Source organism: Altererythrobacter sp. H2, from assembly GCF_035319885.1.
Lineage (GTDB): Bacteria > Pseudomonadota > Alphaproteobacteria > Sphingomonadales > Sphingomonadaceae > 34-65-8.
In genome coordinates, this window is the sequence record NZ_CP141285.1 from 606646 (window position 1) to 628997 (window position 22352).

Here is a 22352-nt window from a genome sequence, read left to right on the forward strand (position 1 = left end):
CTTCTTCTTGCGGCACGCGCTACGCCCGCCTAGGCTTTCGCATATGGCCGAATTCTCCGACACCCTGACCGACGCGCATGTCGCGATGATCGGCAAGCAGCCCGTGTTCTTCGTTGCGACCGCCGCTGAAGGCGCGCGGATCAACTTGAGCCCCAAGGGCTACGACGCGTTCCGGGTGCTGGCACCGGACCGGGTCGCGTATCTCGATCTGGGCGGTTCGGGCAACGAAACCAACGCGCACCTCATGGCAGACGGCCGGATCACGCTGATGTTCTGCAATTTCCAGCAGCCGGCCCTGATCCTGCGAATTTACGGTCGCGGCCGCCCGGTGCTGCCGCAGGACCCGGAGTGGGAGCAGTTCGCAGCGCATTTCACCCTCCTGCCCGGCACCCGCCAGATTTTCGACATCGCGGTGGAGAGCGTGCAGACCAGCTGCGGCTGGGGCGTGCCGCTGATGGCATTCGAGCGGGAACGTGAAACGCTGAAAAAGGCCCATCGCCAGTCCAACCCGTCCGAGTGGGCGGCCAGGCATGCGATCCGGCTGGCGAGCATTGACGGCCTGCCGGCGCGGCCGACCGACCGCTATATCGCCGGCGAGGCTGAAGGTCCGGCCTGACGTGCGGCTGAAATTTGCAAGCTACAACATCCACAAGGCGGTGGGGACCGATGGCCGCCGCGATGCTGACCGGATCATCACCGTCCTGCGGGAGATCGATGCGGATGTGATCGCCCTGCAGGAGGCGGATCTGCGGATCGGAGACCGGGCCAGCGTGCTGGAGCGCGCGGCGATTGACGATACGCCGTGGAAACCGGTCGAAGTGGCGCGCCGTCCGCGCAGCCTCGGCTGGCATGGCAATGCCATCCTGGTGCGGCGCGGGATCGAGGTGATCGAGGCCGAGCCGGTGGTTCTGCCGATGCTGGAGCCGCGCGGAGCGGCACGGGCCGATCTTCTGGTGGAGGGCGTGCGGATGCGGGTGGTGGGGACCCACCTCGATCTTTCGGGCCTGCGCCGCCGCGACCAGATCCGCAGCATCCTCGACCATGTGACCTGTTGCGGCCCCGGCTGCCCGACAGTGGTAATGGGCGATTTCAACCAGTGGGGTGTGCGCAGCGGGGCGATGGGTGAATTCGGTTCGGGATGGCATTTGCTGGACACGGGGCGCAGCTTCCCCTCGCGCCAACCGCTCGCGCCGCTCGACCGGATCGTGACGTCGCCGGAATGGACCTGTCATGAAAAAGGGGTGCACCACAGCGCCCGGGCCGCGCAGGCTTCCGATCATCTGCCCGTTGTGGCCGAGCTTGAGCTGCTCAAGTTTTAATCAATGATTACGAACTAGGCAGAAATACAGGCTCTCGCGATGGCTGAAGGGCCTAGAAACCCCTCGAAACCGGTGAATTTCTCATCTGGCACGGCTTTTGCTGCATATGCGAAGCCGGTGCATTCTCCGGCGGCAAAGCAGGGGAGAACGATGAAGTTCATCATCGCGATCATCAAGCCATTCAAGCTCGACGAAGTCCGCGAAGCGCTCGGGACCATCGGCATTGCCGGTATGACCGTGTCGGAAGTGAAGGGCTTCGGGCGACAGAAGGGGCAGACCGAAATCTACCGCGGGGCCGAATATTCCACCAACATGCTGCCCAAGGTGAAGCTGGAAATAGCGGCCAGCGACGACGTGGCCGAGCAAGTGGTCGAAACGATCACCCGGACCGCCAGCACTGACAGCATCGGCGACGGGAAGATCTTCGTGTTCGACCTCGCCTCCGCCACCCGCATCCGCACCGGCGAGACCGGCGACACCGCGCTGTAAGCGCGTGCCTGACATGAGGGACCAATCCATGATCCGAACACTTTCCAAGGTGACCACAAGGGCAGGCGGGGCGCTAGCGGCCTCCCTGCTCGCAGCCACCCCTGCATTCGCGCAGGAAGCGGCCGAGGCCGCTGCCGCCGTTCCCAACCCCGGCAACAATGCCTGGATGATGACCTCCACCCTGCTCGTCCTGCTGATGATCCTGCCCGGACTTGCGCTGTTCTACGGCGGCCTGACCCGGCAGAAGAACATGCTTTCGACCATGACCCAGGTCGGCGCGACCGCCTGCCTTGCCATGCTCATCTGGGTGATGTGGGGCTACTCCCTGTCGTTCGGTGACACCACCTACGAAGGCACGCTCGGCAAGTTCATCAGCGGAGGCAGCTACTTCCTGATTGGCACCGATGCTTCCAGCACGGCGGCCACCTTCACCGATGAAGTCATCAGCAAGTATGTCTTCATCAGCTTCCAGATGACCTTTGCTGCCATCACCGCCGCGCTCATCCTGGGCGCGACGGCGGAGCGGATGAAGTTCAGCGCGGTGATGGCATTTGTGCCGCTGTGGCTGACGATCGTCTACTTCCCGATCGCGCACATGGTCTGGGCCGGTGGCGGGCTGCTGTTCGAAGACGGCGCGCTCGACTTCGCTGGCGGCACCGTGGTCCACATCAACGCCGGTATCTCTGGCCTGGTGCTGGCCTACCTGCTCGGCAAGCGCCGCGGCTATCCCAATGAGCCGATGCCCCCGCACAGCATGACGATGACGTTGATCGGCGCCGGTCTGCTGTGGGTGGGCTGGTTCGGGTTCAACGCCGGCTCGGCGCTGGAAGCCGATGGCTCGGCTGGTCTGGCCATGATCAACACCTTCGTTGCCACTGCCGCCGCTGCGCTCACCTGGATGGTGATCGAACGGATTGCCGGGCACAAGGGCTCCGCGCTCGGCTTTGCCTCGGGCATCATTGCCGGTCTCGTGGCCGTTACCCCGGCCGCCGGCAACTCCGGGCCGTTCGGGGCGATCCTGCTCGGCATCGTGTCGTCGATCGTGTGCTACTACTTCGTCGCCAAGGTGAAGGCCAAGTTCGGCTATGACGATGCGCTCGACGCGTTCGGCATCCACGGCATCGGCGGCATCGTCGGCGCCATCGGTACCGCAGTGGTCTACCAGCCGTTCCTCGGCGGCCCCGGCGATGGCTCGACCCCGATGATCGACCAGCTCGGCGTGCAGTTCTTCAGCGTCGTCGTCACCCTGGCTTGGGCCGGCATCGGCACCCTGATCGCTGCCTACATCGTCAAGCTGACCATCGGCCTCAGGGTTACCGAAGAAGCCGAAGTCGACGGGCTCGACATCTCCGAACACGGGGAACGCGCCTATAACTGATTACCAAGGTTCGGCGGGACCGGGAGATCCTCTCCCCTTCCGGTCCCGCTGCACGATGTTCCTCCTGCGAACACAGCCTAACAAGGGCCGGAGCCAGCCGCTCCGGCCCCTTTTTTGTGTCTGATTGCGCACTCGCTGTTGCGGGTGCTTCCTCGCGGCTGTTCCTCCCGTTAGTCGGGCCGCTGCGGACGCGCGGTCGCGCTTGCGGTCCGCTGGTCGCGGACCGGATCAGTCCAGGCACCGGGGCCTTGTGTTGGGCCTCGGGCCTGGAAGGCCCGCAAGGCCGAACGGCCGCCCGCAGCGACCGAAGGGAGCGAGGATAGCCTGAGGGGCCGGATGGCCCCGCCGGCGCTTGAGGCTAAACAGAAGACGCCTTGATGAAGTCGGCGCAGCGTTCGCCGATCATGATGCTCGGCGCGTTGGTGTTGCCGCTGACGATCCTGGGCATGACCGAGGCATCGGCGATCCACAGCCCCTCAAGTCCCCGCGCCTTGAGCCTCGGATCGACCACCGCCGCCTCGTCGCCGCCCATGCGGCAGGTGCCGACCGGGTGGTAGACCGTGTCCGCGCGGCTGCGGACCAGCTGGTCGAGTTCGTCATCGTCATCGAGGTTGATCGGATGGCGGTCGCGCGGGCCGTATCCGGTCAGCGGCGGGGCATCGACGATCCGGTGCGACAGGCGCACGCCGCCCCGCAGCACGGCCATGTCGCGTTCGTCCTCAAGGAAATTGGGATCGATTCGCGGCGCGGCGGTCGCATCGCCGGAGTTGAGCCGTACCGTCCCCCGGCTCTCCGGGCGCAGCACGCAGGCATGGAGGGAAAATCCGTGGCCCTTGACCTTCTCGCGCCCGTGATCTTCCAGCACGGCAGGAACGAAGTGCCACTGCACGTCAGGCGCCGGAGCATCGGGCATCACGGTCCAGAACCCGCCCGCTTCGGCATAGGGCGTGGTCATGATCCCGGTCCGCTTGCGCCGGTGCTCGATGATCGCTTTCGCCATCCGCACGGTGCCTGCCAGGCTGTCGCCGATGGGAACGGTCGATTCGGTCGCCCAGCCTGAGACGTAATCGATATGATCCTGCAGGTTGCTGCCCACGGCCGGCTTGTCGAGCATGACCTCGATCCCATGCTCTTTCAGGTGCTCGGCCGGGCCGATGCCTGACAGCATCAGCACCTGCGGGCTGTTGAATGCCCCGGCGCTGAGGATCACCCCGCCGCTCGCGTGGACCACTTCGCGCTTGCTGCCGCAGCGGATGGCGACGCCAGTGACCCGGCCCTGCGCGATCACCAGTTTTTCAACCACGGTTCCGGTGCGGATATCGAGGTTGGCGCTGCCGCGCAGCGGCTCGACATAGGCGCGGGAGGCGGACCAGCGCTCGCCCTGGCGCTGAGTCACCTGGTACAGGCCGAAACCCTCCTGCCGCTCTCCGTTGAAGTCGCCATTGCGGGGCAACTGGAGCTGCGCCGCGCTCTCGACAAAGGCCTCGCTTGTCGGATTGGCCCACTTCTGGTCCGAAACGAACAGCGGGCCGCCCGCGCCGTGGAAATCGTCGGCACCGCGCTCGTTCGCTTCGGCCTTGCGGAACCAGGGCAGGACATCGTCATAGGCCCAGCCGGTGCAGCCCAGAGCGGCCCAGTTGTCGTAATCCCACCGGTTGCCGCGAATGTAGACCATGGCGTTGATCGCCGACGATCCGCCCAGCCCCTTGCCGCGCGGCTGGTAGCCGATCCGGCCATTGAGGCCCTTCTGCGGCACCGTTTCGTAGCGGTAGTTGGAGTTCTTGAGGAGAAACGGCATGAAGCCCGGCGTTTTCACCAGCAGGTTGTTGTTGCTGCCGCCCGCTTCCAGCAGGCAGACCCGCCGGGTGCCGTCTTCCGCCAGCCTGCCCGCAACCGCGCTACCGGCACTGCCGCCGCCGATGACGATGTAATCGAACCTGTCCATGACCTCTCCTTTACGGAAAGGTTAGGTGGTCGCGTGCCCGTCCGCAATCGGGTTTTCATCCGCCACCGGTTGCGGCGCCTGCCGTTCGCGCCAGCGGGCGCGGATCATGTCGCTGGTGTCGCGGCTGTCATCGTGCGTCCAGCCCGGCTCGCGCAGCAGGTAGGACAGCTTGTGCCGCCAGGGCGCGCGCCAGATGTCCTGCACCATGCCGATCCATTCGTGGAACACCGCCCACAGCAGGTTGAAGCTGCCGAGCTGGCGGACGATGCCATACCGAATCCGTTCCTCGTCCGGACGCTCTTCCTCGAAGGTGCCGAACATCCGGTCCCACACGATGAATACGCCTGCGTAGTTGCGGTCGAGGTAGCGCGGGTTGGTGGCGTGGTGGACGCGGTGGTGGCTGGGCGTGTTCATCACCGCCTCGAACCAGCGCGGCATCTTGCCGATTGCCTCAGTGTGGATCCAGAACTGGTAGATCAGGTTGAAGCCGCCGCAGATCGCGATCATCACCGGATGAAAGCCCAGCAGCACCAGCGGCAGGGCGAAGGCGAAGCCGAGGGTGAGCGCCCCGGTCCAGGTCTGCCGCAGGGCGGTGGACAGGTTGTAGTGCTGGCTGGAATGGTGGTTGACGTGGCTGGCCCAGAACCAGCGGACGCGATGCCCGGCGCGGTGGACCCAGTAATACTTGAGATCATCGAGCACGAAGCAGGCAATCCAGGCCCACCAGGCCCATCCGATATCGAACAGGCGGAACTGCCACGCCCACAGGAACAGCAGCAGGAAGGCGCCTCCGGTCAGCGCGCCTGCTACCGTGCTGCCCAAGCCAAAGGCGAGGCTGGTCAGCGTGTCGCGCGGTTCGTAGGCTTCGGGCCGGTTCTTCCAGGCCCAGACCATTTCCAGCAGCACCAGCACCACGAAGCCGGGAACCGCATAATCGACAGGAGAGAAATCGGGCACCGGCTCAGGCACCCAGCCGCCGCAGGCTGGCGGCCCATTCCGGCGCGCGCTGGCCCAGGTCAAAGGTGACACTGCCGAACCGGCGGTCACCCGTGCCAAGCGTCAGGTAGCCGTGGTCAAGTCGGACATGGTCATAGCTGTCGAGCAGGCGGGCGGCAAAATGTGCCCCATGCCTGCGGACCAGCAAGACCCGCCCGCGGGCATCGCGCAGCAAGGCGCCCATGCCTGCGCGGTCTATCACGACATCGGAGGCCTCGAACCCGCAGACGGCTTCGTCCGCCAGGGCGCGGGCGTGGCTTTCGTCTGCAATCCGGGTGTCTCCGCCCAGCCCGAGCCTGTGCGCCAGCCAGGCGAGCGCAAGGATGGCCAGCAACGAACCGCCGAACTGGAGCAGCAGAGCGGTGGTGATGGCGGGGTTCATGACCTGCTTACTGACACAGCTGTCAGTCAGCAATCAAGAGCCGGATTGCGCACCGGCATGGAGCATGTCGATCGCGCCGCGCACGGGCGCCACGTCATAGCCTGCCGCCCGGGCAGCGGCGGCGATATCGTCGGGGCTCATGCCCAGTTTGGCCTGGGCAAGCGACCACAGCAGGGTGGAGCGGGTGCCGGACCGGCAATAGGCCAGCACCGGCCCGTCCGTGCTTTGCAGGGCGTCGATCATGGCGTTGACCTGCGGCTCGCCAAATCCGCCACCGCTGACCGGAATGGCGCGATAGGCGATCCCGGCAGCGTGTGCGGCTGCCTCGATCTCGGCCCCGCTTGGCTGGCCGTCATCCTCGCCGTCGGGCCGGTTGTTGATGATGAGGGCGATACCCTGCTCCGCTGCGGCGGCCACATCGCCCGGCGTAATCTGCGGGCTGGCGGACATTGTGTCGGTCAAGTGGCGAAACTGGCTCATGGTATGCTCCTCGGTGCAGCAGCGTCGGACCGGGAGAGCTTTGGCGGCGGCGAACGCTGCTGGCAAGTGGGGGCAGGCGGGGCCAGCGCCCATGCCCAAATGACACAGTTTCCGCGCGCAGGGTCCGATTCCTTCAAATCGTTCGCATGACGCACGATTTTAGGCTAAGGGCGAGTCTTGCAGCATGGGGGGTGCGCCTTGCGTTCTCCCCTGCGACATGTCTGGCGCGACAGCCGTTTGCGCGCCGGGCGTGACAGCGACGTAGGCGGCACGACGAAGGTAAATGCACGTATATGGGTTACGATAAAGGGCGCCGCGGCCGAGGCCGGGACAAGCGCGACGGTTTCGGGGAAGAAGGGTTCGATCCGTTCGGCAGCCCGTCCGGTGGTTTTGCTGGTGACAGTTACGGCGGCGGTCGCGATCGTTTCGGCGGTGGCGGTGATCGCTTCGGCGGTGGCGGCGGCGGTGGCGGCCGTTTCGGCGGCGGTGACCGGGGCCCCGGTGGCGGCGCTCCGCGCGGCCCGGGTGGCGGTGCCGGCGCTGGTGCCGGTGGCGGCTTCAGCCGGATGCCCGCCCAGGTTGTCGGAACCGGCAAAGGTACCGTCAAATTCTTCAATTCGCAGAAGGGCTTCGGCTTCATCGCTCAGGAAGGCGGCGGCGAGGACGTGTTTGTCCATGTCAGCGCGGTCGAGCGGGCTGGCCTTGAAGGTCTGGCCGAAGGGCAGGAGCTGCAGTTCAACCTGGTTGATCGCGGCGGCAAGGTTTCGGCGCAGGACCTGCAAGTGGTCGGCGACGTGATTGCAGTTGAATCGAAGCCGGCAGCGCCGCAGCGCGAGCTGACCGGTGAGCGGGTGACCGGCACGGTCAAGTTCTTCAACGGCACCAAGGGCTTCGGCTTCCTGGTCCGGGATGACGGCCATCCGGACGCTTTCGTACATATCAGCGCCGTCGAACGCTCGGGCCTTGCGGGTCTGAACGAAGGCGAGCGTTACCAGTTCGACCTCGAGGTTGATCGACGAGGCAAGCACTCGGCCGTCAATCTGGAGCGCGCGTCCGATTGATCGCCTCTGCAGCGGGTTCCGTGTGTCGGACCGGCCCGCTCCAGGCACCCAAACGCGGCAGGTGGCGGCTCTGATGGGCCGCCATTTGTCGTTTCAAACCTCCGCCGAATCAGCAGGAACAACCCGATGTCGATCACGCCCCTCATGCCCGTCTATCCCCGCTCCGGGGTGCGCCCGGTTCGTGGCGAGCATTGCCACCTGATTGACGAAGACGGCACCCGCTACCTCGATTTTGCCAGCGGGATTGCGGTCAACCTGCTCGGCCACAGCCACGAAGGCCTGATCGGCGCGATCCAGCATCAGGCCGCCACGCTGATGCACGTGTCGAATCTCTACGGCAGTCCTCAGGGCGAAGCGCTGGCCCAGCGGCTGGTGGATATGACCTTTGCCGACACGGTGTTCTTCACCAATTCCGGCGCGGAGGCGGTCGAATGCGCGATCAAGACGGCGCGGGCCTATCATCAGGCGGGCGGCAACTCCGACCGGTTCGAGCTGATCACGTTCAACAACGCTTTCCACGGGCGCACGATGGCCACCATCAGCGCATCCAACCAGGACAAGATGCACAAGGGCTTCCTGCCGCTGCTGGCTGGGTTCAAGTATGTCGAATTCGACGACCTTGCCGGTGCCGAGGCGGCAATCGGGCCCAATACTGCAGGCTTTCTGGTCGAGCCCATCCAGGGCGAAGGCGGGATCCGCCCTGCCTCGCCCGAATTCCTGCAGGGCCTGCGCGCACTGGCCGACCAGCATGACCTGATGCTGGTGCTGGACGAGGTGCAGTGCGGTGTGGCCCGGACCGGCAAGTTCTACGCCCACGAGCATTACGGGGTGGAGCCTGACATTCTCGCCACGGCCAAGGGGATCGGCGGCGGGTTCCCGCTGGGGGCCTGCCTTGCCACCGAAAAGGCCGCGCGCGGGATGGGATTCGGCACGCACGGATCGACCTACGGCGGCAATCCGCTGGCGATGGCGGCCGGTACGGCGGTGCTCGATGCCGTCGGCAACGATGCGTTTCTTGCCGAAGTAGCTGACAAGGGCGAGCGCATCCGCGCCCGCCTCGAACAGTTCATCGGCAACTATCCCGACCTGTTCGAACTGGTCCGGGGCAAAGGCCTGATGCTCGGCCTCAAGATGAAGGTCGAAAGCCGCCCGTTCTACGTCCACCTGCGCGACAACCACCAGCTGCTGACGGTGGCGGCGGGCGACAACACCCTGCGGATACTGCCGCCGCTGGTGATTGGCGATGCGGAAATCGAGGAGTTCTTCGACAAGCTCTCGGCCGGGACAGCCGATTTCGTGGTTCCTGCCTGATGGGCGGGGCCTTGCGGCATTTCCTCGACCTGTCGGACGCCGGGGTCGATGCGCTGGCGGCGATGCAGAACGATGCCGTGACGCGCAAGGCGGCGCGCATGGGCTGGCCCAAAGGTCGGGCCGACGCCGATGCGCCGCTGGCAGGCCATGTGCTGGGCATGATCTTCGAGAAGAGCTCCACCCGCACCCGGGTCAGTTTCGACATCGCGATGCGGCAGTTGGGCGGTTCTTCGCTGATCCTCGATTCGGGTACCAGCCAGCTGGGGCGGGGCGAGACGATCGCCGATACTGCCCGCGTGCTCAGCCGCATGGTCGATGCGATCATGATCCGCACCGATGACCACTCCAAGGTGGAAGAAATGGCCCGGCACGCCACTGTCCCGGTCATCAACGGTCTGACTGACCGCTCCCACCCCTGCCAGATCGTGGCGGACATTCTGACCATCCTGGAGAACCGCAAGCCCCTGCCGGGCCTGGAAGTGGCCTGGTTCGGTGATGGCAACAACGTGCTGCACTCGATCATCGAAGCGGCAGGCTTGTTCAGGTTCAACGTCCGCGTGGCGACACCGGCGGGGTATGAGCCGGACGCGGGCTTTGTCGCCCAGGCGCGGGCGCTGGGCGCGCGGATCACCTTGACGCAGGACGCGGCCGAAGCTGCCACCGGGGCGGACGTACTGGTTACCGACACCTGGATATCGATGGGGCAGGCCCATGCCGCCGAAAAGCTGGCTGCCATGGAGCCCTATCGTGTCGATGCAGCCCTGATGGCACGCGCGAAAGCCGACGCGATCTTCCTTCACTGCCTCCCGGCCCATGTCGGCGATGAAGTGAGCGAGGAGGTGTTCGAGGGCCGGCAATCGGTCGTGTTCGACGAGGCCGAGAACCGCATCCACGCGCAGAAATCTGTCCTGCTGTGGTGCTTCGGCCGGATCTGACCAGCCCTAACGGGCCGGCCAGGTCTTCCGTTCCGCAGTGCCAGCGCCCATATGGCCGTGATGCTGCAACAGACCGAAACCTACTCCAACCGCATCCTGTCGTTTGTCGTACCCTCGCGTGACGCGCGCGGGCGGCTGGTTCGTCTGGATACCGTGCTTGACGACATTCTCGCCGCCCATGCCTATCCGCCGGCCATCGCGCACCTCTTGGCCGAAGCCCTGGTGCTGGCGGCGCTGCTGGGCAGCCTGCTCAAGGATGATGCCGGACAGATGACCATGCAGGCGCAGACCGAGGAGGGTGCTGTCCGTTTGCTGGTGTGCGATTACAAGGCGGGGGAACTGCGCGGCTATGCCGATTTCGACCCCGAGCGGCTGGCGGAGCTGGGTGCAAACCCTTCGCTCTACGCTTTGTTCGGTCGCGGCTATCTCGCCATCACCTATGATCTGGCCAACAACGGCGGACGCTACCAGGGCGTGGTGCCGCTGGAGGGCGAATCCCTGGCCGAGGCGTGCCAGGCCTACTTCGCCCAATCGGAACAGGTGCCGACCCTGATCCGCGTCGGTGTGACCCGCAACGGCGGCCAATGCGTGGCCGGAGGGCTGCTGGTCCAGCACTTGCCCGACGGCGAAGAGGGGCGTGAACGCCTGCACGTGCGCTTCGACGATCCGGAGTGGGAGCATGTTGCGGTGCTGGCAGGCAGCATCCGGCATGACGAACTGGTCGACCGCGGGCTGACACTGGAGGAGATCACCTGGCGGCTGTTCCACGAGGAAGACCGGGTGATGGTCGAGGTCCGCCAGGAACTGGCCAAGGGCTGCCGCTGCACCGTCAGCCATTTCGAATCGGTCATCAGCCGCTTCTCGGCTGAAGATCAGGCGCAGATGCGCAACGACGACGGGCACGTACTGGTTGACTGCGCGTTCTGCTCGAAGGTATTTCAGCTCAATCTCTAACGGTTCGTCGCTGCTAACCAACCATTCATCGTATGTCATGAAAGGTAACCGGTGATTGAGGCAGATTGGTGCCCGACACGGAGGAAACCGATGCACGTGAGTTCAGTCAAGCTGGTGGCGCTGGTCGCGGCCGCGGCAGCGGGGGTGTTGGTTGCGCCGGTCGCTGCTCAGGCACCGGCCCTTGCTATGCTCGACCGGCTAGAGCGCGGTGAGTGGCTGGTGCGGTTTCGCGGCACGGGCGAACAGCGCCGTGTCTGCCTGCGGACCGGGCGTGAGCTGATTCAGATGCGCCACGGCAATGGGGACTGTAGCCGCTACGTGGTGGAGGACAGTGCGGGGCAGGTGACGGTCCAGTATTCCTGTGCTGGCAATGGATATGGCCGTACCAGCATCCGCCGGGAGTCGGCCACCTTGGCGCAGGTGGAAAGCCAGGGGATTGCCGATGGCAAGCCGTTCCAGTTCACAGCCGAGGCGCGGCGGACCGGGGCCTGTCGTTGAGGTCAGCCTGATCGGCCATTGCCGGGCGGGCCGAATGTCATTAGCCCCGCACACATGCGACAGGGTCAATCAGGTGAGCAGCCGGCAGCAGTTGTTCTGCTCTCTGGCGGGCTCGATTCGATGGTTTCCGCGGGCATCGCGCGAGAGCAGGGCTACCGCCTCAATGCCCTGACGATCGACTACAACCAGCGCCATCGGATCGAGATCGAATCTGCCCGGTGCATTGCCGGTGAGCTGGGGTGCGAACGGCATGTCGTCCTGCCGCTGGACCTGCGCCAGTTCGGAGGATCGGCGTTGACTGACGAGATTGCCGTTCCCACGGGCGGTGTGAGCGATGAAATCCCGGTCACTTATGTCCCGGCCCGCAACATCGTGTTTCTGTCTCTGACCCTTGCCTGGGCCGAGTCACTGGGGGCGCGGGATATCTTCATCGGCGTCAATGCGCTCGATTACTCGGGATACCCCGATTGCCGGCCGGAATTCATCGCGGCATTCACGGACATGGCGCGCCTCGGCACCAAGGCTGGCGTGGAAGGCGAACCGTGCCGGATTCACGCGCCTTTGCAGCATATGAGCAAGGCCGACATTGCTCGCCAAGCCGCGCGCCTCGGGCTTGATCCGGGGATGAGCTGGTCCTGCTACGCGCCATCGGGGGACGGCCGCGCATGCGGGCTTTGCGACAGCTGCCGGTTGCGCCAGAAGGGCTTTGCCGAAGCGGGGCTGGTGGATCCGACCAGCTATGCCGCTACAATCTGATCAAAGGCTGGATCTGGGAGATATTGCGTGGCCGAACCGGGTGCCAATGGGGCCGAGATGAGCGCCGATACCAACCCCGATACGATGAAGGCCAGTTCCTACAGCTGGTACGTTCTGGGCGTGCTGGTGGTGGTTTACATCCTCAATTTCATCGATCGCCAGATCATTTCGATCCTGGCGCTCGACATCAAGCGGGACCTGGGGCTGACCGACAGCGATATGGGCTTCCTGGGCGGGGCAGCGTTCGCCGTATTCTATGCCTTGTTTGGCATTCCACTGGGGCGGTTGGCGGACAACTGGAACCGGGTAAAGCTGCTCAGCATCGGGTTGGCCCTGTGGTCGACCATGACCGCGCTATCAGGCTTTGCCCGCAACCAGCTGACCCTGACTTTTGCGCGCATGGGCGTGGGGATTGGCGAGGCTACCGCGAGTCCGACGGCTTATTCCCTGATATCAGACTATTTTCCGAAACGGCAGCGCGCCACAGCAATCGCGATTTATTCGTCAGGTCTCTATATCGGTGGCGGGATTTCGCTGTTCATCGGGGCGAAGATTGTCGAATCGTGGAATGCCGCATATCCGGGCGGCGGCCCGCTCGACCTCGTGGGCTGGCAGGCAGCTTTCCTGGCCGTTGGCCTGCCCGGTTTGCTGGTGGCGCTCTGGGTGGCCAGCCTTCGCGAACCCGTGCGCGGCGCGATGGACGGTGTCCCAAGCACCGGATCGGGCAAGCCCTTCACTGATTTCTTTGCCGATCTGTCGACGATCGTGCCGCCTTTCACGCTCATCGGTGCCTGGCGGCGGGGCCCGGCAGCCTTTGCGATAAACATCCTTGTCGCGGTGTTGCTGGCCGCGTTTGCCTGGATCATGATCGGTCTGACCGGCAACCTGCCGCAGTGGTCGGCCGTGGCGCTCGGCTATTACGCCGTTTTCTCGTGGGCCTGTGTCCTGCGGCAGAAAGACCCGCCAACCTTCCGCCTGATCTGGGGAACGCCGGCGTTTATCTGTACGACGCTCGGATATGGCCTCGTGGCGCTGGCAGCCTATGCTCTGGCGTTCTGGTCCGCGCCTTATGCCGAACAGGTTCTTGGCCTGCCCAAATCGGAACTGGCTTTCGTCCTCGGTGCCAATGGCGCGGCAAGCGGGTTTATCGGGGTCATTCTCGGGGGCCGGTTGGCTGATATACTGCGGGCACGGAATCCTGCGGGACGGATTCTGGTCATCCTGTTCGGAGTGATTGCACCCGTCATCCCGATCTGGATCGGCTATTCGACCGATAACGTCCTGCTCTTCTACGTCATGAACTTCCTTGCCGGAATGTTTGGCGCGGCTGCGCTTGGCGCGGCAGCGGCAACGACGCAGGACCTCGTGCTCCCGCGGATGCGCGGCACGGCGACGGCTTCGTTTTTCCTCGGAACGACGTTGGTCGGGCTGTGTTTCGGCCCCTACATGGTGGGCCAGATTTCTGATCTGACCGGAACCATGGTGGATGGGCAACTCGTGGGCGACCTGCGGACAGGGATCCTGTCACTGATCGGCGTGGCGCCGATTGCCGTGGTTCTGTTGCTGTATGCTTACCGCGCCGTCCCCGAGGCGGAAGCGTCGCTGCTCGAACGTTCGGGCGAGCGCGCTTCTGCCTGATGTAGGAACTGGGCGGCTAGTTCAGTTGCGCGTCAGAACGCCGCATGCGGCGCGGGCACCGGCGTTGCCGGTCGGGTCGGTGCGGTAGTCGTCTTCGCCTGCGTGAATGATCACCGCAGTGCCGTCAGCATCGAAGATCCAGTTTTCGACCTCAGCGCGGGTGCCAGGCAAATCGAACGAGAGTGAGGCCGTCTGGCGGCTGTCGAACACCAGGTTCGGCATGTCGCCGACATGGGCACCACCGGGGGCGTCCTTCCCGTGCGCCCGCCCTTGCGGGTTGAGATGGCCGCCGGCCGAGGTGAAGTCAGGGCGGGTGCATTCGCCCTTCGTGTGCAGGTGAAAACCGCGCGGGCCCGCCGCGATGCCGGTGGCGGCAACTGCCAGTGTGACCTTGTCGCCATTGGCCAGCAATTGCACTGTCCCGGCTGGCAACCCGTTTGACAGCATCATTGTCGCAGAGCCGATCCGCTCCGTCGGCAGTTCGGCGAGCGTGGAGCAGGCGGCCAAGCTGGCGGCCGTGATCGTAAGCGGCAGAACGGCCCGGAGAGCACGGTTGGGGCGGGACTGGATGCGGTTCATGACGGGTTCCTCTATCGGTACTGACCCAGCCACAACGAAAAAGGGGCCGGATTGCTCCGGCCCCTCTTATCTTTTTTCCCGAAGGTGGGAAGCTTACATGCCCGAGTTCGGACCGTAAGTGATTTCCACGCGGCGGTTCTGCAGTTCGCGCACGCCATCAGCGGTCGGAACGCGCGGCTGGGATTCGCCGAAGCCCTGGCTGCTGATCCGGCCATCGGGAACACCGCGACCTGCGAGGTACTGGCGGACCGAGGCGTTGCGACGCTCCGACAGACCCTGGTTGTAGGTGGCTGCACCCGAACGGTCAGCGTGACCGGCAAGCATGACCGAAGCCGTGCCGCAGTTCCGGTAGGCCGAAACAGCGTTATCGAGGATGGTTGCCGCTTCCGGAGTGATGTCCGAACGATCCCAGTCAAAGAACACGATATACGGGCCCTTGTTGCACGCTGCCACTGGCGGCGGCGGCGGCGGGGGAGGCGGCGGGGGAGGCGGCGGCGGCGGCGGCGGGGGAGGCGGCGGCGCAGCTTCCGGCGCACCGCCGAAGTTGTAGGTCAGCGTGCCGAGCAGCGAGTGCGAGCGGAACTTGGCATCAAGGTCACGTCCGATCGTGTCGGTCAGGCCGACGTTTTCAGCCGTGAACATGCGGTAGCGCAGGCCCACGTCCCAAGAGTCGCTGAGCGGAGCGCGAATTCCGGCGAGGACCTGCCAGGCAAGGCCGCTGTCCGAATCGTCAAATGCACCCGGGCCGCTCGCATCGATGGTTGCGTCGAGCGCGGTCCGCGCGACACCGATACCACCGCCGACGAAGCCCTGCAGGCCGTCATCATCGCCGAAGTCGAGCAAGCCATTCAGCATGAAGCTGAGCACATTGGCTTCACCGCGCGCAGGAAACTGGCCGTTCGCAAGACCACCCTGCGAGACCGGATCGGCCTGCACACCGGCGGAGTCAGCCGACAGGCCCTTGATGTCAGCCGCACGGTAGCCAGCTTCAGCTTCGAGGCGGAAGCCGCCGAAGTCGTAACCAACGATGCCGCCGAAATCGTAGCCGGTCTTGGCGTCCAGTTCGATGTTGTCGTTACCGGAGTCATTTACTTCCATGCCGATGTCTTCAACGATCATCGGGCCACCACCAAGTTCGATGTACCATTGGCCATCACGGGCGAGAGCAGGCGAAGCAAGGGCCGTTGAGGCCAGCGCCATGCCAATCACGAGATTCCGCATTACATATTTCCCCTTTTTAGCGAAAATTTATCCACCGAGCGGACTTTTTCTAACTTTTCCACCCGCCGGAAGCAAGCGACCTTTAGGCCGAAACTGTTGCAAGAATGCCTCTAAGTCCTCCCAAAACGGGAGGAAACAAGCCGAAACTTCCCGCTCATTCGCCCTCAACGATGGCAAAGTCAAACGGTTCCCTCAAGCTTGCGGAAAAATACCGCACCCGGCCAGTACAGCTATCAAGGCATTGATTGCACTACGCGCTTCTGCATCAACCGTTTCGCCCCCGGCGGCAGCGGGAGGCGCTGAGGCTGCCTGCCAGCCGTCTCTATAGAACCGGGACTGGCCTACCGCCTCGTCCCACACCCGCATCCCGGCGTGTGGCGCAACAAACAGCCAGTCCGCCCCGGTCCAACCTGCCAGCGAATCAGCCTTGCCAGACCATAGGCCGGTCGCACCCGGTCCGATCAACCAGCATTCGCCCGGCTGGGGCGTGACTGGGGGGTCGGAGGCAATGCCCATGATCCGGGGATGAACCAGCAGATCGAGTCGCGCGAGCGCCTCGTTCACATGCAGTTCCTTCTGCGCCTGACCGGCGAAGAGGTACGGCAGGGCGTGACGGGGGGAGGCATCGGGAAAGGCAAGAGGTTCTGGCATGGTGTGTCTCGCTGGCAGGGTTCAAGCTCAAGGAACAGGAAGCAGCAAAGGGTCGGACAGCGCGTGGCTGCCAATCTGGCGAACCCAGAGCGGCTCGCTGGCTGGTAGCGCGGCGTACGCGGCAGCATCGAGGACAAGTTGGGGAGAGGCGGTTTCCCACGATCGGGTGGGGCGCTCTAGAGGGCCTGTGCCAACCAGATAGAGTTCGCCTTGTTCGACCAGCGGCACGTCCACACCGTCAGTCCAGAGCCACGCCCCCCGCGCGCGGCGGGTCCAGCCATACCGGACGCTGCCATCGGATAAATGCACGCGGCGCGCGTGTATCGGGCTGAGGGGCTTCAGGCTTGCGCCCGGATTGTCCAGGGCGGCCGCAACGGGCCGGCTATCGGCAAGGCCGCTGGCAACAAACAGGTCCGCAGCGGCTGCGGCCGGGCCCAGCCCTTCGACCGGGATCAGGGCCTGGTCGAGGAGGATAACCAGAGTGTCAGGAAGATGACCTTGCTGCGCCTGCTTCTCGGTCCCGCCGCGTCCACGCAGCAGCCCGTCTAGCCGCCAGCGCGATCCCCCGAGCGCAGTCGCCTCGACAAACTGGACGATCTCCGTGCCGACAAGCAGGCGGTTGGCACCATGTGCCAGTGCCCGGACGCTGGCCGGCTCCAGCACCATGTCGGGTGCAATCAGCTCCACCTCCAGACTGGCGCCATAGTCCAGCATGAGCCCGGGTGAACCCGCCAGCGGGGTGGTTGTCACACCCGCTATTGCCCTGCTCCGGCCGCTGGTTCCGACAGGAACCAGCCCTCCGGCCTGATCGACCAGAAGCTCCGCGCCGCTCCAGCCTGCGCTTGCCGCGCTGGCAGCAAGATAACGCCGTGGCTGATCCGGGGTGCCGGTCCCGTCGAGCGGCAATTCGAAGGCCCATAGTCTCGTCGGAGCCGGGTCAAGGTCAGGTGGCAGAATGAAATGGCCCGGATCGCTTGCGACCTGATCCAGGATGGCAGCGCGGGTCCGTTCGAGGGTCAGCTCTATCCCGCCTTCGCGCCATTCCCAGTCGGTGATCATCCATTTGCCGGCTCTCCCGGGCACTGCCACTAGCTGACCCGGTCCGATCAGGGGATCGATCTCTGCCATGCGCCAGCGAAGGCGGGTGCTCTGGCTGGTGGCGCGCACCCATGCCGATCGCAGGAGATGCCTCGCTACCGGTGCGTCGAACACGGCGGGAAACTCAAGCGTCTCGCCTCCGGTGCCGGCTCCGCCTTCAAGCCGTTGGACCCCTGGCTGGAAGTCCCGCGCGGGATCGTAATAGCGGATGGCTTCGACTGCCTGCGCACGTGCCGTGGAATGGCTTGTTGCCCGGCCCGATCTTTGCCCGAAACCGTCTTCATCCGGTGCACCGGTCGGGGGAGGCAGTAACAAAGCGGGCAGCGACGATGGGGCTGCCGGCTTGACCAGGAGACGGTCGCTTGCAGCGTCGGTAACCGACGGATAGAGCAGATCGATCAGGCTGGCCGCCTCACGTAGCGAGCCGGAAGTCTGTTCGAACCCGCGCAGACCGTCGAGCGGCCGATCCGCTTCGATCTGCCTCCCCGCCGGGGAAAGCAGCCCCTCAAGCGAGAGCGGTTCGCCATCGGCGAAAACCTCGAACGAAAGCGCCGGGATGCGGTTGCCGAAATCCGCCAGTTGCAGATCCTCGAACACGACATAGGCGCAGCCGCGAAACGCCGGGCACGATGGCCCCAGCGCCGACGCCAACAGGGGGTCGGGCTGCTGGTCAGGATGGCCTTGATGAACGCGCAGCGTCCCGCCTGTCTTGAGTTCACCGGATGCGCCACGAATGAGCTGGCCATCGGCCCAGATACGGCCGACGCGCTCGATCGGCCGACTCGACAGAGCGACTGCGAACGAGGTGGAGTAGCTGTAACTGGTTACGCTGGGTTTGCCCTTGCCGCCACCGCTGCTGGCGCCCCTTTCAACGAGGTCGGTCGCCCAGATGATCGTGCCGGCAACCCGCGCCATGCCGAAAACCCGGGCGATGGGCTGGCCATAACTGGAGGTCGAGATCGCCAGGTCCTTCAGGCGCGGTCCTTCGCGCGAGGAGCGACCGATAAGGGCCGAATCGAGCTGTCGGCCGGCCAGCGCGCCAATCGCTCCGCCCAGTGGCCCGCCGATCAGCGTTCCCAGCGCGCCCAGTACCAGTGTTGCCATGGTGATCAGTCTTTCGTGCGATAGCGCCAGTGGCGCATAACGGGCCACGATAGCGGACCCGGCAGGGCGACCACCCGGCCGAGCCCGGCATGGGCATGGATGAAGGTCCGGCAATCTGCCGCCACCAGCAGGTGATGCTGCCACGGTCCGGGAACTGCGAGGACCACGTCGCCGGGTCGATGTTCACCAGTTACGGAGAACAGCCCGATGCGGGCGGCCATGGCCAGGTGCGCGGTTATGTCCCGGTTGCGCAATCGGTATCCGACCGGCGGGTGGGCCGTTATGCCGGCATCCCTGAATGCAGCGGCAACCAGCCCGACGCAATCGAGACCCGTGGCAGGATCGCGACCGTGCAGCCGAAACGGGGCGCCGACCAGCGCCCTTGCCGCTGCTGCGATGGCCATGCCTTCGGTCATGATGACCTCGGGTAGCGGGCAATCAGGTCATTGCCGGGCAGGAACGGCTCGCCCTGGAAATTGGCCGCGTTGGCAAAGCGGGACGTGCAGGTTGCCAGCGTCCGGTCACACCCCTGGCGCAGTCTCGCCCGGGTGCCCGGCGGCACTTCGCAATCGAGCGCCCGGTCCAGTATCAGGCCCGTCGCATCGGCATCGACCACGCGCGCCCGCACGCCTGCCGCTGGGCCGTCCAGCCAGTGCAGCGCGCCATGCTGGTAAAGTGGGTGGTCGAGGCCGCTGAACCGCAGCCGTTCGCCATCTGCCACTACCGCTTCGATCGCAGCAATCATGGTGTAGCGGGCCGGATTGAGTGTGCAGCCCGGCCCGCAGAACCGTGCGCGGCACAGCGGGCTGCTGCGTGGAACGGGGTCGATATCGAGCAGCGTCTTGGCCGAGCGCAGGTCGGCGCTGAACTGCCCGTCGGACAAGGACACCGCGCCGAGCACGCCGCTGTAGAGGGCCAAGGCCTCCAGCGTTTCCCAGTCGACCACGCCCAGCGTAACCGATGCGCCATCGTAACGACCGGCCGCAAGGTCGGCCTCGCTGATGCTGTCGTGGGAGAGCGCCCCTTCCACTTCGGCGCTGTCATCGTCGAACCCGGCGCTCTTGCGGATTGCGCTGGGTACCATGCCGGGCGCGGCGCGGTGCAGCAGTCCGCCGAACCACAGATCGCGATCATGCGAGGTGAAGCCCAGCGCCGCGCCGTCGCGCCGGAACACCTGCCAGTAAAGGGCGACCCCCTCCAGCTCACTGGCAAAGAACACCCGGCTCATGCGGTCGCCTCGCGCACCTCGACCAGTGGTACGGATGGCGCTTCCCCTGCGGCAAAGGCTGCGCCCGAGACATCGAGCCGGTCTTCGGCAAAACGCACCGGCACATCGAACAGGTACCCGGCGCGCACTTCGGCCCCGGTGGGAGGAGCCTCGGCGAAAACGATCACCCCGCCCGGTTCCAGCGTCCAGCCCTGGGCCGCGCTGCCATTGATGCTTAGACTGACGGTTCCGGCGCGCGGGCGGGTGATCCGGCGGACCTGGGCCTCGGGCCCCTCGCCATAGCGTTTCACCAGCGCAAAGGTCGCCGTGAGCCCGTCCCCGATGCCGAGCAGCTGGTCGGTGGGCCCGGGTTGCCCGGACATGCCGCTGGAACTGCAGTCGAACGGGTCGGCCAGACGGAAGGCGCGCGCCGCCCCGCGCCGGGCGCGAAAGAACTGCAACAGCACCGCCAGCTCTGCTTCGGACCGGATGCCGGGGCCCACATCGTAGCTCATCCGCGCATCGCTCCACAGCGAGGCGCGCCGCTCATGGCCCGAGGCCATCACGCTGACAGTGGTGGAAAACTCCGGGCTGGCCGAAGCATCACGGCCCAGCGCAAGCGGATAAAGCACGTCATCGAAGGCTTGCATGGTCGGCTCCTCAGGCGGGGGAAGGCGGACGTAACCGTCACGGGCGACCTGCGGCAGCGCCCAGACATAACGGCGTGGCAGATCGCGCATCGGCGGGGCATCAAGGGCGGCGTCGATCGCGCGCCAGAACGGGTCTGCATCCTCGGGCAAAAGGACAAAGCCTGACAGGTACTCCGTGCGCGCGACGGGATAGCCCAGGCGCTGAGTGGCAAACGTCCAGCCGTTTCGCCGCGCCGCTTCCCGGCCTGCGGTCAGCCAGTCGTAATCCTCCAGCTGCAATCCTTCGTAGGCGGGCCAGGCCCAGCCGGCGGGCAGGTTCGCCCGGTAAAGCTCGGGCATGGCAGGATCGAGCACTGTGGGGGTGAACACCAGCAGGCGGGTTTCCGAGCTTGTTCCCAGCTCCTGCCGCACCCGGAAGCGCATCGTGCTGGTGGATTGGGCCAGCACTGCCCCTGCCTGGTCGAGCAGGTACTTCTGCGCGGCGTCGAGTGGCTGGCGGATGTCGGCGATGATCGGAGGCGAACCGCCAAAGCGCGCGCGCGCCTCGTTGTCATAAAGGCAGATCCGGCCGTCCGCCATGACCCACCACCATGGCTCCCCGATCTGGAACAGCGGCGGCGCCCCGGCAGCCTTGATCAGGCGGGCAAAGCGGCGGAAGGCCTGGCGCAGGAACCCCATGGCAGCGTTGTTGGCGGGTGACAGGACGGCCGAAGGGGGCGACCAGCCGGTCAGCGCCGGGCTGCCGTCGTGGGCGCGCTGCATCCATGCTTCCGGGCAGTGCTGCGCCAGCAGTTCGAACGAGATTGACACCATCGGCGCCATGTCGAGCGCGACGCAGCGTGCGAAGAAGTCGACATGCCAGGCCTCTGCCGGAACGGCGAGCTCGCAAGTCGGCGAGGCTTCCAGCCGTCCGCCGACCGGGATGAGCCGGAAGAAATGGCTCATCCCGACATAATGGACGAACCGGCCCCGGTAGCCGAGGCCCTGCATGTTGTGCAGCAGCCGGGCCGGCGTCTGGTTGAAGCTGTCGTCATAGGCGGTGCAGATGCCGACGTCGTGCGGCGGCAGGACCACATCCCCGATCGCGATCACCGCGTCCTGCCCTTCGCAGGCGATGTCGAGCATTTCCGCCCAGCCGTTGACCCGCGCAGGTAGCAGGGCAGTCGAGCCCGCCTCGTATCCGGGCGGGACGAGCGAGATGAACATGCGGTCGATGGCGTGCGGCCAGACCGGTTCGCCCGGCAGGCTCCACCCCGCCTCCAGCCCGGAAAAGCGCAGCTCGATGGCGGCGTCGGTCGGGCTGCCGCTGGCGTAGTTCCACAGCCGCACGAACCAGGTCCGCGCCGTGCCGCTGCCGTCCGTGCCCTCGATGGTCAGGGTCGGCCCATTGGGCGCATCAAGCGGGATGAGCCCGCCCGATCGCCAGCGGAACCGCAGCACGCAGTGCGCGTAGTCGCGCAGCGTTTCGTACCGTAGCAGCGGATGATCGAGCGTGTCTTCGCTGTCCCAGATCAGCCCCGCCAGTTCGCCGCTGTGGTGGAATTCGCACTCCACCCGCAGGCTGGCCGGGCCGGTGGTGACGACGCTGGCCATCATCGGGCGGGGGAAGTTGACTGTCCAGTATTGCGGGTCGAACCGCTGGATATGGTCGCGGTCCTGCCCGAGGTGCTGCTTGGCGAGCCAGAATGCCATTGGTGCTA

The 22352-nt window shown here is 65.5% G+C and carries 22 protein-coding genes; 11 read left to right on the forward strand and 11 right to left on the reverse strand.

Going from position 1 to position 22352, the window contains the following annotated elements:
* The first annotated feature begins 43 nt into the window (after positions 1–43).
* The 4 genes from U4960_RS02970 (at position 44) to U4960_RS02985 (ending at position 3186) form a co-directional block, all read left to right on the forward strand.
* Entirely contained in the window at positions 44–616 is a 573-nt protein-coding gene (locus tag U4960_RS02970) for a pyridoxamine 5'-phosphate oxidase family protein (protein ID WP_324262127.1), read from the forward strand.
* 1 nt (position 617) lies between these two features.
* Positions 618–1319, forward strand: coding sequence for an endonuclease/exonuclease/phosphatase family protein (locus tag U4960_RS02975; RefSeq protein WP_324262128.1), 702 nt, complete (start codon positions 618–620; stop codon positions 1317–1319).
* A gap of 150 nt (positions 1320–1469) precedes the next feature.
* On the forward strand, positions 1470–1808 hold the full coding sequence (locus U4960_RS02980) for a P-II family nitrogen regulator (RefSeq protein WP_324262129.1): 339 nt from the start codon (positions 1470–1472) through the stop codon (positions 1806–1808).
* Positions 1809–1836: 28 nt separating this feature from the next.
* Positions 1837–3186, forward strand: a complete 1350-nt coding sequence (locus tag U4960_RS02985; protein WP_324262130.1) for an ammonium transporter — start codon at positions 1837–1839, stop codon at positions 3184–3186.
* Positions 3187–3544: 358 nt separating this feature from the next.
* Here U4960_RS02985 and U4960_RS02990 read toward each other — a convergent pair whose 3' ends face one another.
* From U4960_RS02990 to U4960_RS03005, 4 genes are read right to left on the reverse strand one after another with little or no spacing between them, the layout of a single operon-like run.
* Positions 3545–5131, reverse strand: a complete 1587-nt coding sequence (locus U4960_RS02990; protein ID WP_324262131.1) for a GMC family oxidoreductase — start codon at positions 5129–5131, stop codon at positions 3545–3547.
* A gap of 21 nt (positions 5132–5152) precedes the next feature.
* Entirely contained in the window at positions 5153–6088 is a 936-nt protein-coding gene (locus tag U4960_RS02995; protein ID WP_324263161.1) for a sterol desaturase family protein, read from the reverse strand.
* A gap of 4 nt (positions 6089–6092) precedes the next feature.
* On the reverse strand, positions 6093–6509 hold the full coding sequence (locus U4960_RS03000) for a hypothetical protein (RefSeq protein WP_324262132.1): 417 nt from the start codon (positions 6507–6509) through the stop codon (positions 6093–6095).
* Between the two features lie 33 nt (positions 6510–6542).
* Complete coding sequence (locus U4960_RS03005; protein ID WP_324262133.1) at positions 6543–6989, reverse strand: TIGR01244 family sulfur transferase; 447 nt, start codon at positions 6987–6989, stop codon at positions 6543–6545.
* A 293-nt stretch (positions 6990–7282) separates the two neighbouring features.
* Here U4960_RS03005 and U4960_RS03010 point away from each other — a divergent pair, with 293 nt between their 5' ends.
* The 7 genes from U4960_RS03010 to U4960_RS03040 all read left to right on the forward strand — a co-directional run bounded on the left by U4960_RS03010 (position 7283) and on the right by U4960_RS03040 (position 14142).
* The gene (locus U4960_RS03010; RefSeq protein WP_324262134.1) at positions 7283–8050 is read left to right on the forward strand and encodes a cold-shock protein; all 768 of its coding nucleotides are present in this window, start codon (positions 7283–7285) and stop codon (positions 8048–8050) included.
* 126 nt (positions 8051–8176) lie between these two features.
* On the forward strand, positions 8177–9361 hold the full coding sequence (locus U4960_RS03015) for an aspartate aminotransferase family protein (RefSeq protein ID WP_324262135.1): 1185 nt from the start codon (positions 8177–8179) through the stop codon (positions 9359–9361).
* Positions 9361–10296 (forward strand): ornithine carbamoyltransferase, encoded by a 936-nt coding sequence (gene argF, locus U4960_RS03020; protein ID WP_324262136.1) that lies wholly within the window; start codon positions 9361–9363, stop codon positions 10294–10296. The genes U4960_RS03015 and argF overlap by 1 nt, the downstream gene beginning before the upstream one ends.
* Positions 10297–10347: 51 nt before the next feature.
* Positions 10348–11250, forward strand: coding sequence for an Hsp33 family molecular chaperone HslO (locus tag U4960_RS03025; RefSeq protein ID WP_416379096.1), 903 nt, complete (start codon positions 10348–10350; stop codon positions 11248–11250).
* Between the two features lie 90 nt (positions 11251–11340).
* A complete protein-coding gene (locus tag U4960_RS03030) occupies positions 11341–11748 on the forward strand; it encodes a DUF3617 domain-containing protein (RefSeq protein ID WP_324262138.1) in 408 nt (135 codons plus the stop codon).
* 54 nt (positions 11749–11802) lie between these two features.
* On the forward strand, positions 11803–12504 hold the full coding sequence (queC, locus tag U4960_RS03035) for a 7-cyano-7-deazaguanine synthase QueC (protein WP_324262139.1): 702 nt from the start codon (positions 11803–11805) through the stop codon (positions 12502–12504).
* A gap of 57 nt (positions 12505–12561) precedes the next feature.
* Positions 12562–14142 carry a spinster family MFS transporter gene (locus U4960_RS03040; protein WP_324263162.1) on the forward strand — a complete coding sequence of 527 codons (1581 nt, stop codon included), beginning with the start codon at positions 12562–12564 and terminating at the stop codon, positions 14140–14142.
* 21 nt (positions 14143–14163) lie between these two features.
* Here the strand turns inward: U4960_RS03040 and U4960_RS03045 are convergent, their stop codons facing one another.
* The 7 genes from U4960_RS03045 to U4960_RS03075 all read right to left on the reverse strand — a co-directional run bounded on the left by U4960_RS03045 (position 14164) and on the right by U4960_RS03075 (position 22344).
* Positions 14164–14721, reverse strand: coding sequence for a superoxide dismutase family protein (locus U4960_RS03045; RefSeq protein ID WP_324262140.1), 558 nt, complete (start codon positions 14719–14721; stop codon positions 14164–14166).
* Between the two features lie 93 nt (positions 14722–14814).
* Complete coding sequence (locus U4960_RS03050; protein WP_324262141.1) at positions 14815–15942, reverse strand: OmpA family protein; 1128 nt, start codon at positions 15940–15942, stop codon at positions 14815–14817.
* A 192-nt stretch (positions 15943–16134) separates the two neighbouring features.
* The gene (locus tag U4960_RS03055) at positions 16135–16593 is read right to left on the reverse strand and encodes a DUF2793 domain-containing protein (RefSeq protein WP_324262142.1); all 459 of its coding nucleotides are present in this window, start codon (positions 16591–16593) and stop codon (positions 16135–16137) included.
* Between the two features lie 27 nt (positions 16594–16620).
* Positions 16621–18795, reverse strand: a complete 2175-nt coding sequence (locus U4960_RS03060; protein ID WP_324262143.1) for a phage tail baseplate protein — start codon at positions 18793–18795, stop codon at positions 16621–16623.
* Between the two features lie 5 nt (positions 18796–18800).
* Positions 18801–19211 carry an NlpC/P60 family protein gene (locus U4960_RS03065; RefSeq protein ID WP_324262144.1) on the reverse strand — a complete coding sequence of 137 codons (411 nt, stop codon included), beginning with the start codon at positions 19209–19211 and terminating at the stop codon, positions 18801–18803.
* Complete coding sequence (locus U4960_RS03070) at positions 19208–20023, reverse strand: DUF2163 domain-containing protein (RefSeq protein ID WP_324262145.1); 816 nt, start codon at positions 20021–20023, stop codon at positions 19208–19210. The genes U4960_RS03065 and U4960_RS03070 overlap by 4 nt, the downstream gene beginning before the upstream one ends.
* Complete coding sequence (locus U4960_RS03075; protein ID WP_324262146.1) at positions 20020–22344, reverse strand: DUF2460 domain-containing protein; 2325 nt, start codon at positions 22342–22344, stop codon at positions 20020–20022. Before U4960_RS03075 ends, U4960_RS03070 begins: the two co-directional genes overlap by 4 nt.
* Positions 22345–22352: the final 8 nt, after the last annotated feature.

Bases quoted from the DNA above. Each gene is read 5' to 3' on its own strand.
- U4960_RS02970 (WP_324262127.1), top strand. From the start codon at position 44: ATGGCCGAATTCTCCGACACCCTGACCGACGCGCATGTCGCGATGATC.
- U4960_RS02980 (WP_324262129.1), top strand. From the start codon at position 1,470: ATGAAGTTCATCATCGCGATCATCAAGCCATTCAAGCTCGACGAAGTC.
- U4960_RS02985 (WP_324262130.1), top strand. From the start codon at position 1,837: ATGATCCGAACACTTTCCAAGGTGACCACAAGGGCAGGCGGGGCGCTA.
- U4960_RS02990 (WP_324262131.1), bottom strand. From the start codon at position 5,131: ATGGACAGGTTCGATTACATCGTCATCGGCGGCGGCAGTGCCGGTAGC.
- U4960_RS03000 (WP_324262132.1), bottom strand. From the start codon at position 6,509: ATGAACCCCGCCATCACCACCGCTCTGCTGCTCCAGTTCGGCGGTTCG.
- U4960_RS03005 (WP_324262133.1), bottom strand. From the start codon at position 6,989: ATGAGCCAGTTTCGCCACTTGACCGACACAATGTCCGCCAGCCCGCAG.
- U4960_RS03010 (WP_324262134.1), top strand. From the start codon at position 7,283: ATGGGTTACGATAAAGGGCGCCGCGGCCGAGGCCGGGACAAGCGCGAC.
- U4960_RS03015 (WP_324262135.1), top strand. From the start codon at position 8,177: ATGTCGATCACGCCCCTCATGCCCGTCTATCCCCGCTCCGGGGTGCGC.
- argF (WP_324262136.1), top strand. From the start codon at position 9,361: ATGGGCGGGGCCTTGCGGCATTTCCTCGACCTGTCGGACGCCGGGGTC.
- U4960_RS03025 (WP_416379096.1), top strand. From the start codon at position 10,348: ATGGCCGTGATGCTGCAACAGACCGAAACCTACTCCAACCGCATCCTG.
- U4960_RS03030 (WP_324262138.1), top strand. From the start codon at position 11,341: ATGCACGTGAGTTCAGTCAAGCTGGTGGCGCTGGTCGCGGCCGCGGCA.
- queC (WP_324262139.1), top strand. From the start codon at position 11,803: ATGCGACAGGGTCAATCAGGTGAGCAGCCGGCAGCAGTTGTTCTGCTC.
- U4960_RS03040 (WP_324263162.1), top strand. From the start codon at position 12,562: ATGAGCGCCGATACCAACCCCGATACGATGAAGGCCAGTTCCTACAGC.
- U4960_RS03045 (WP_324262140.1), bottom strand. From the start codon at position 14,721: ATGAACCGCATCCAGTCCCGCCCCAACCGTGCTCTCCGGGCCGTTCTG.
- U4960_RS03050 (WP_324262141.1), bottom strand. From the start codon at position 15,942: ATGCGGAATCTCGTGATTGGCATGGCGCTGGCCTCAACGGCCCTTGCT.
- U4960_RS03055 (WP_324262142.1), bottom strand. From the start codon at position 16,593: ATGCCAGAACCTCTTGCCTTTCCCGATGCCTCCCCCCGTCACGCCCTG.
- U4960_RS03060 (WP_324262143.1), bottom strand. From the start codon at position 18,795: ATGGCAACACTGGTACTGGGCGCGCTGGGAACGCTGATCGGCGGGCCA.
- U4960_RS03065 (WP_324262144.1), bottom strand. From the start codon at position 19,211: ATGACCGAAGGCATGGCCATCGCAGCAGCGGCAAGGGCGCTGGTCGGC.
- U4960_RS03070 (WP_324262145.1), bottom strand. From the start codon at position 20,023: ATGAGCCGGGTGTTCTTTGCCAGTGAGCTGGAGGGGGTCGCCCTTTAC.
- U4960_RS03075 (WP_324262146.1), bottom strand. From the start codon at position 22,344: ATGGCATTCTGGCTCGCCAAGCAGCACCTCGGGCAGGACCGCGACCAT.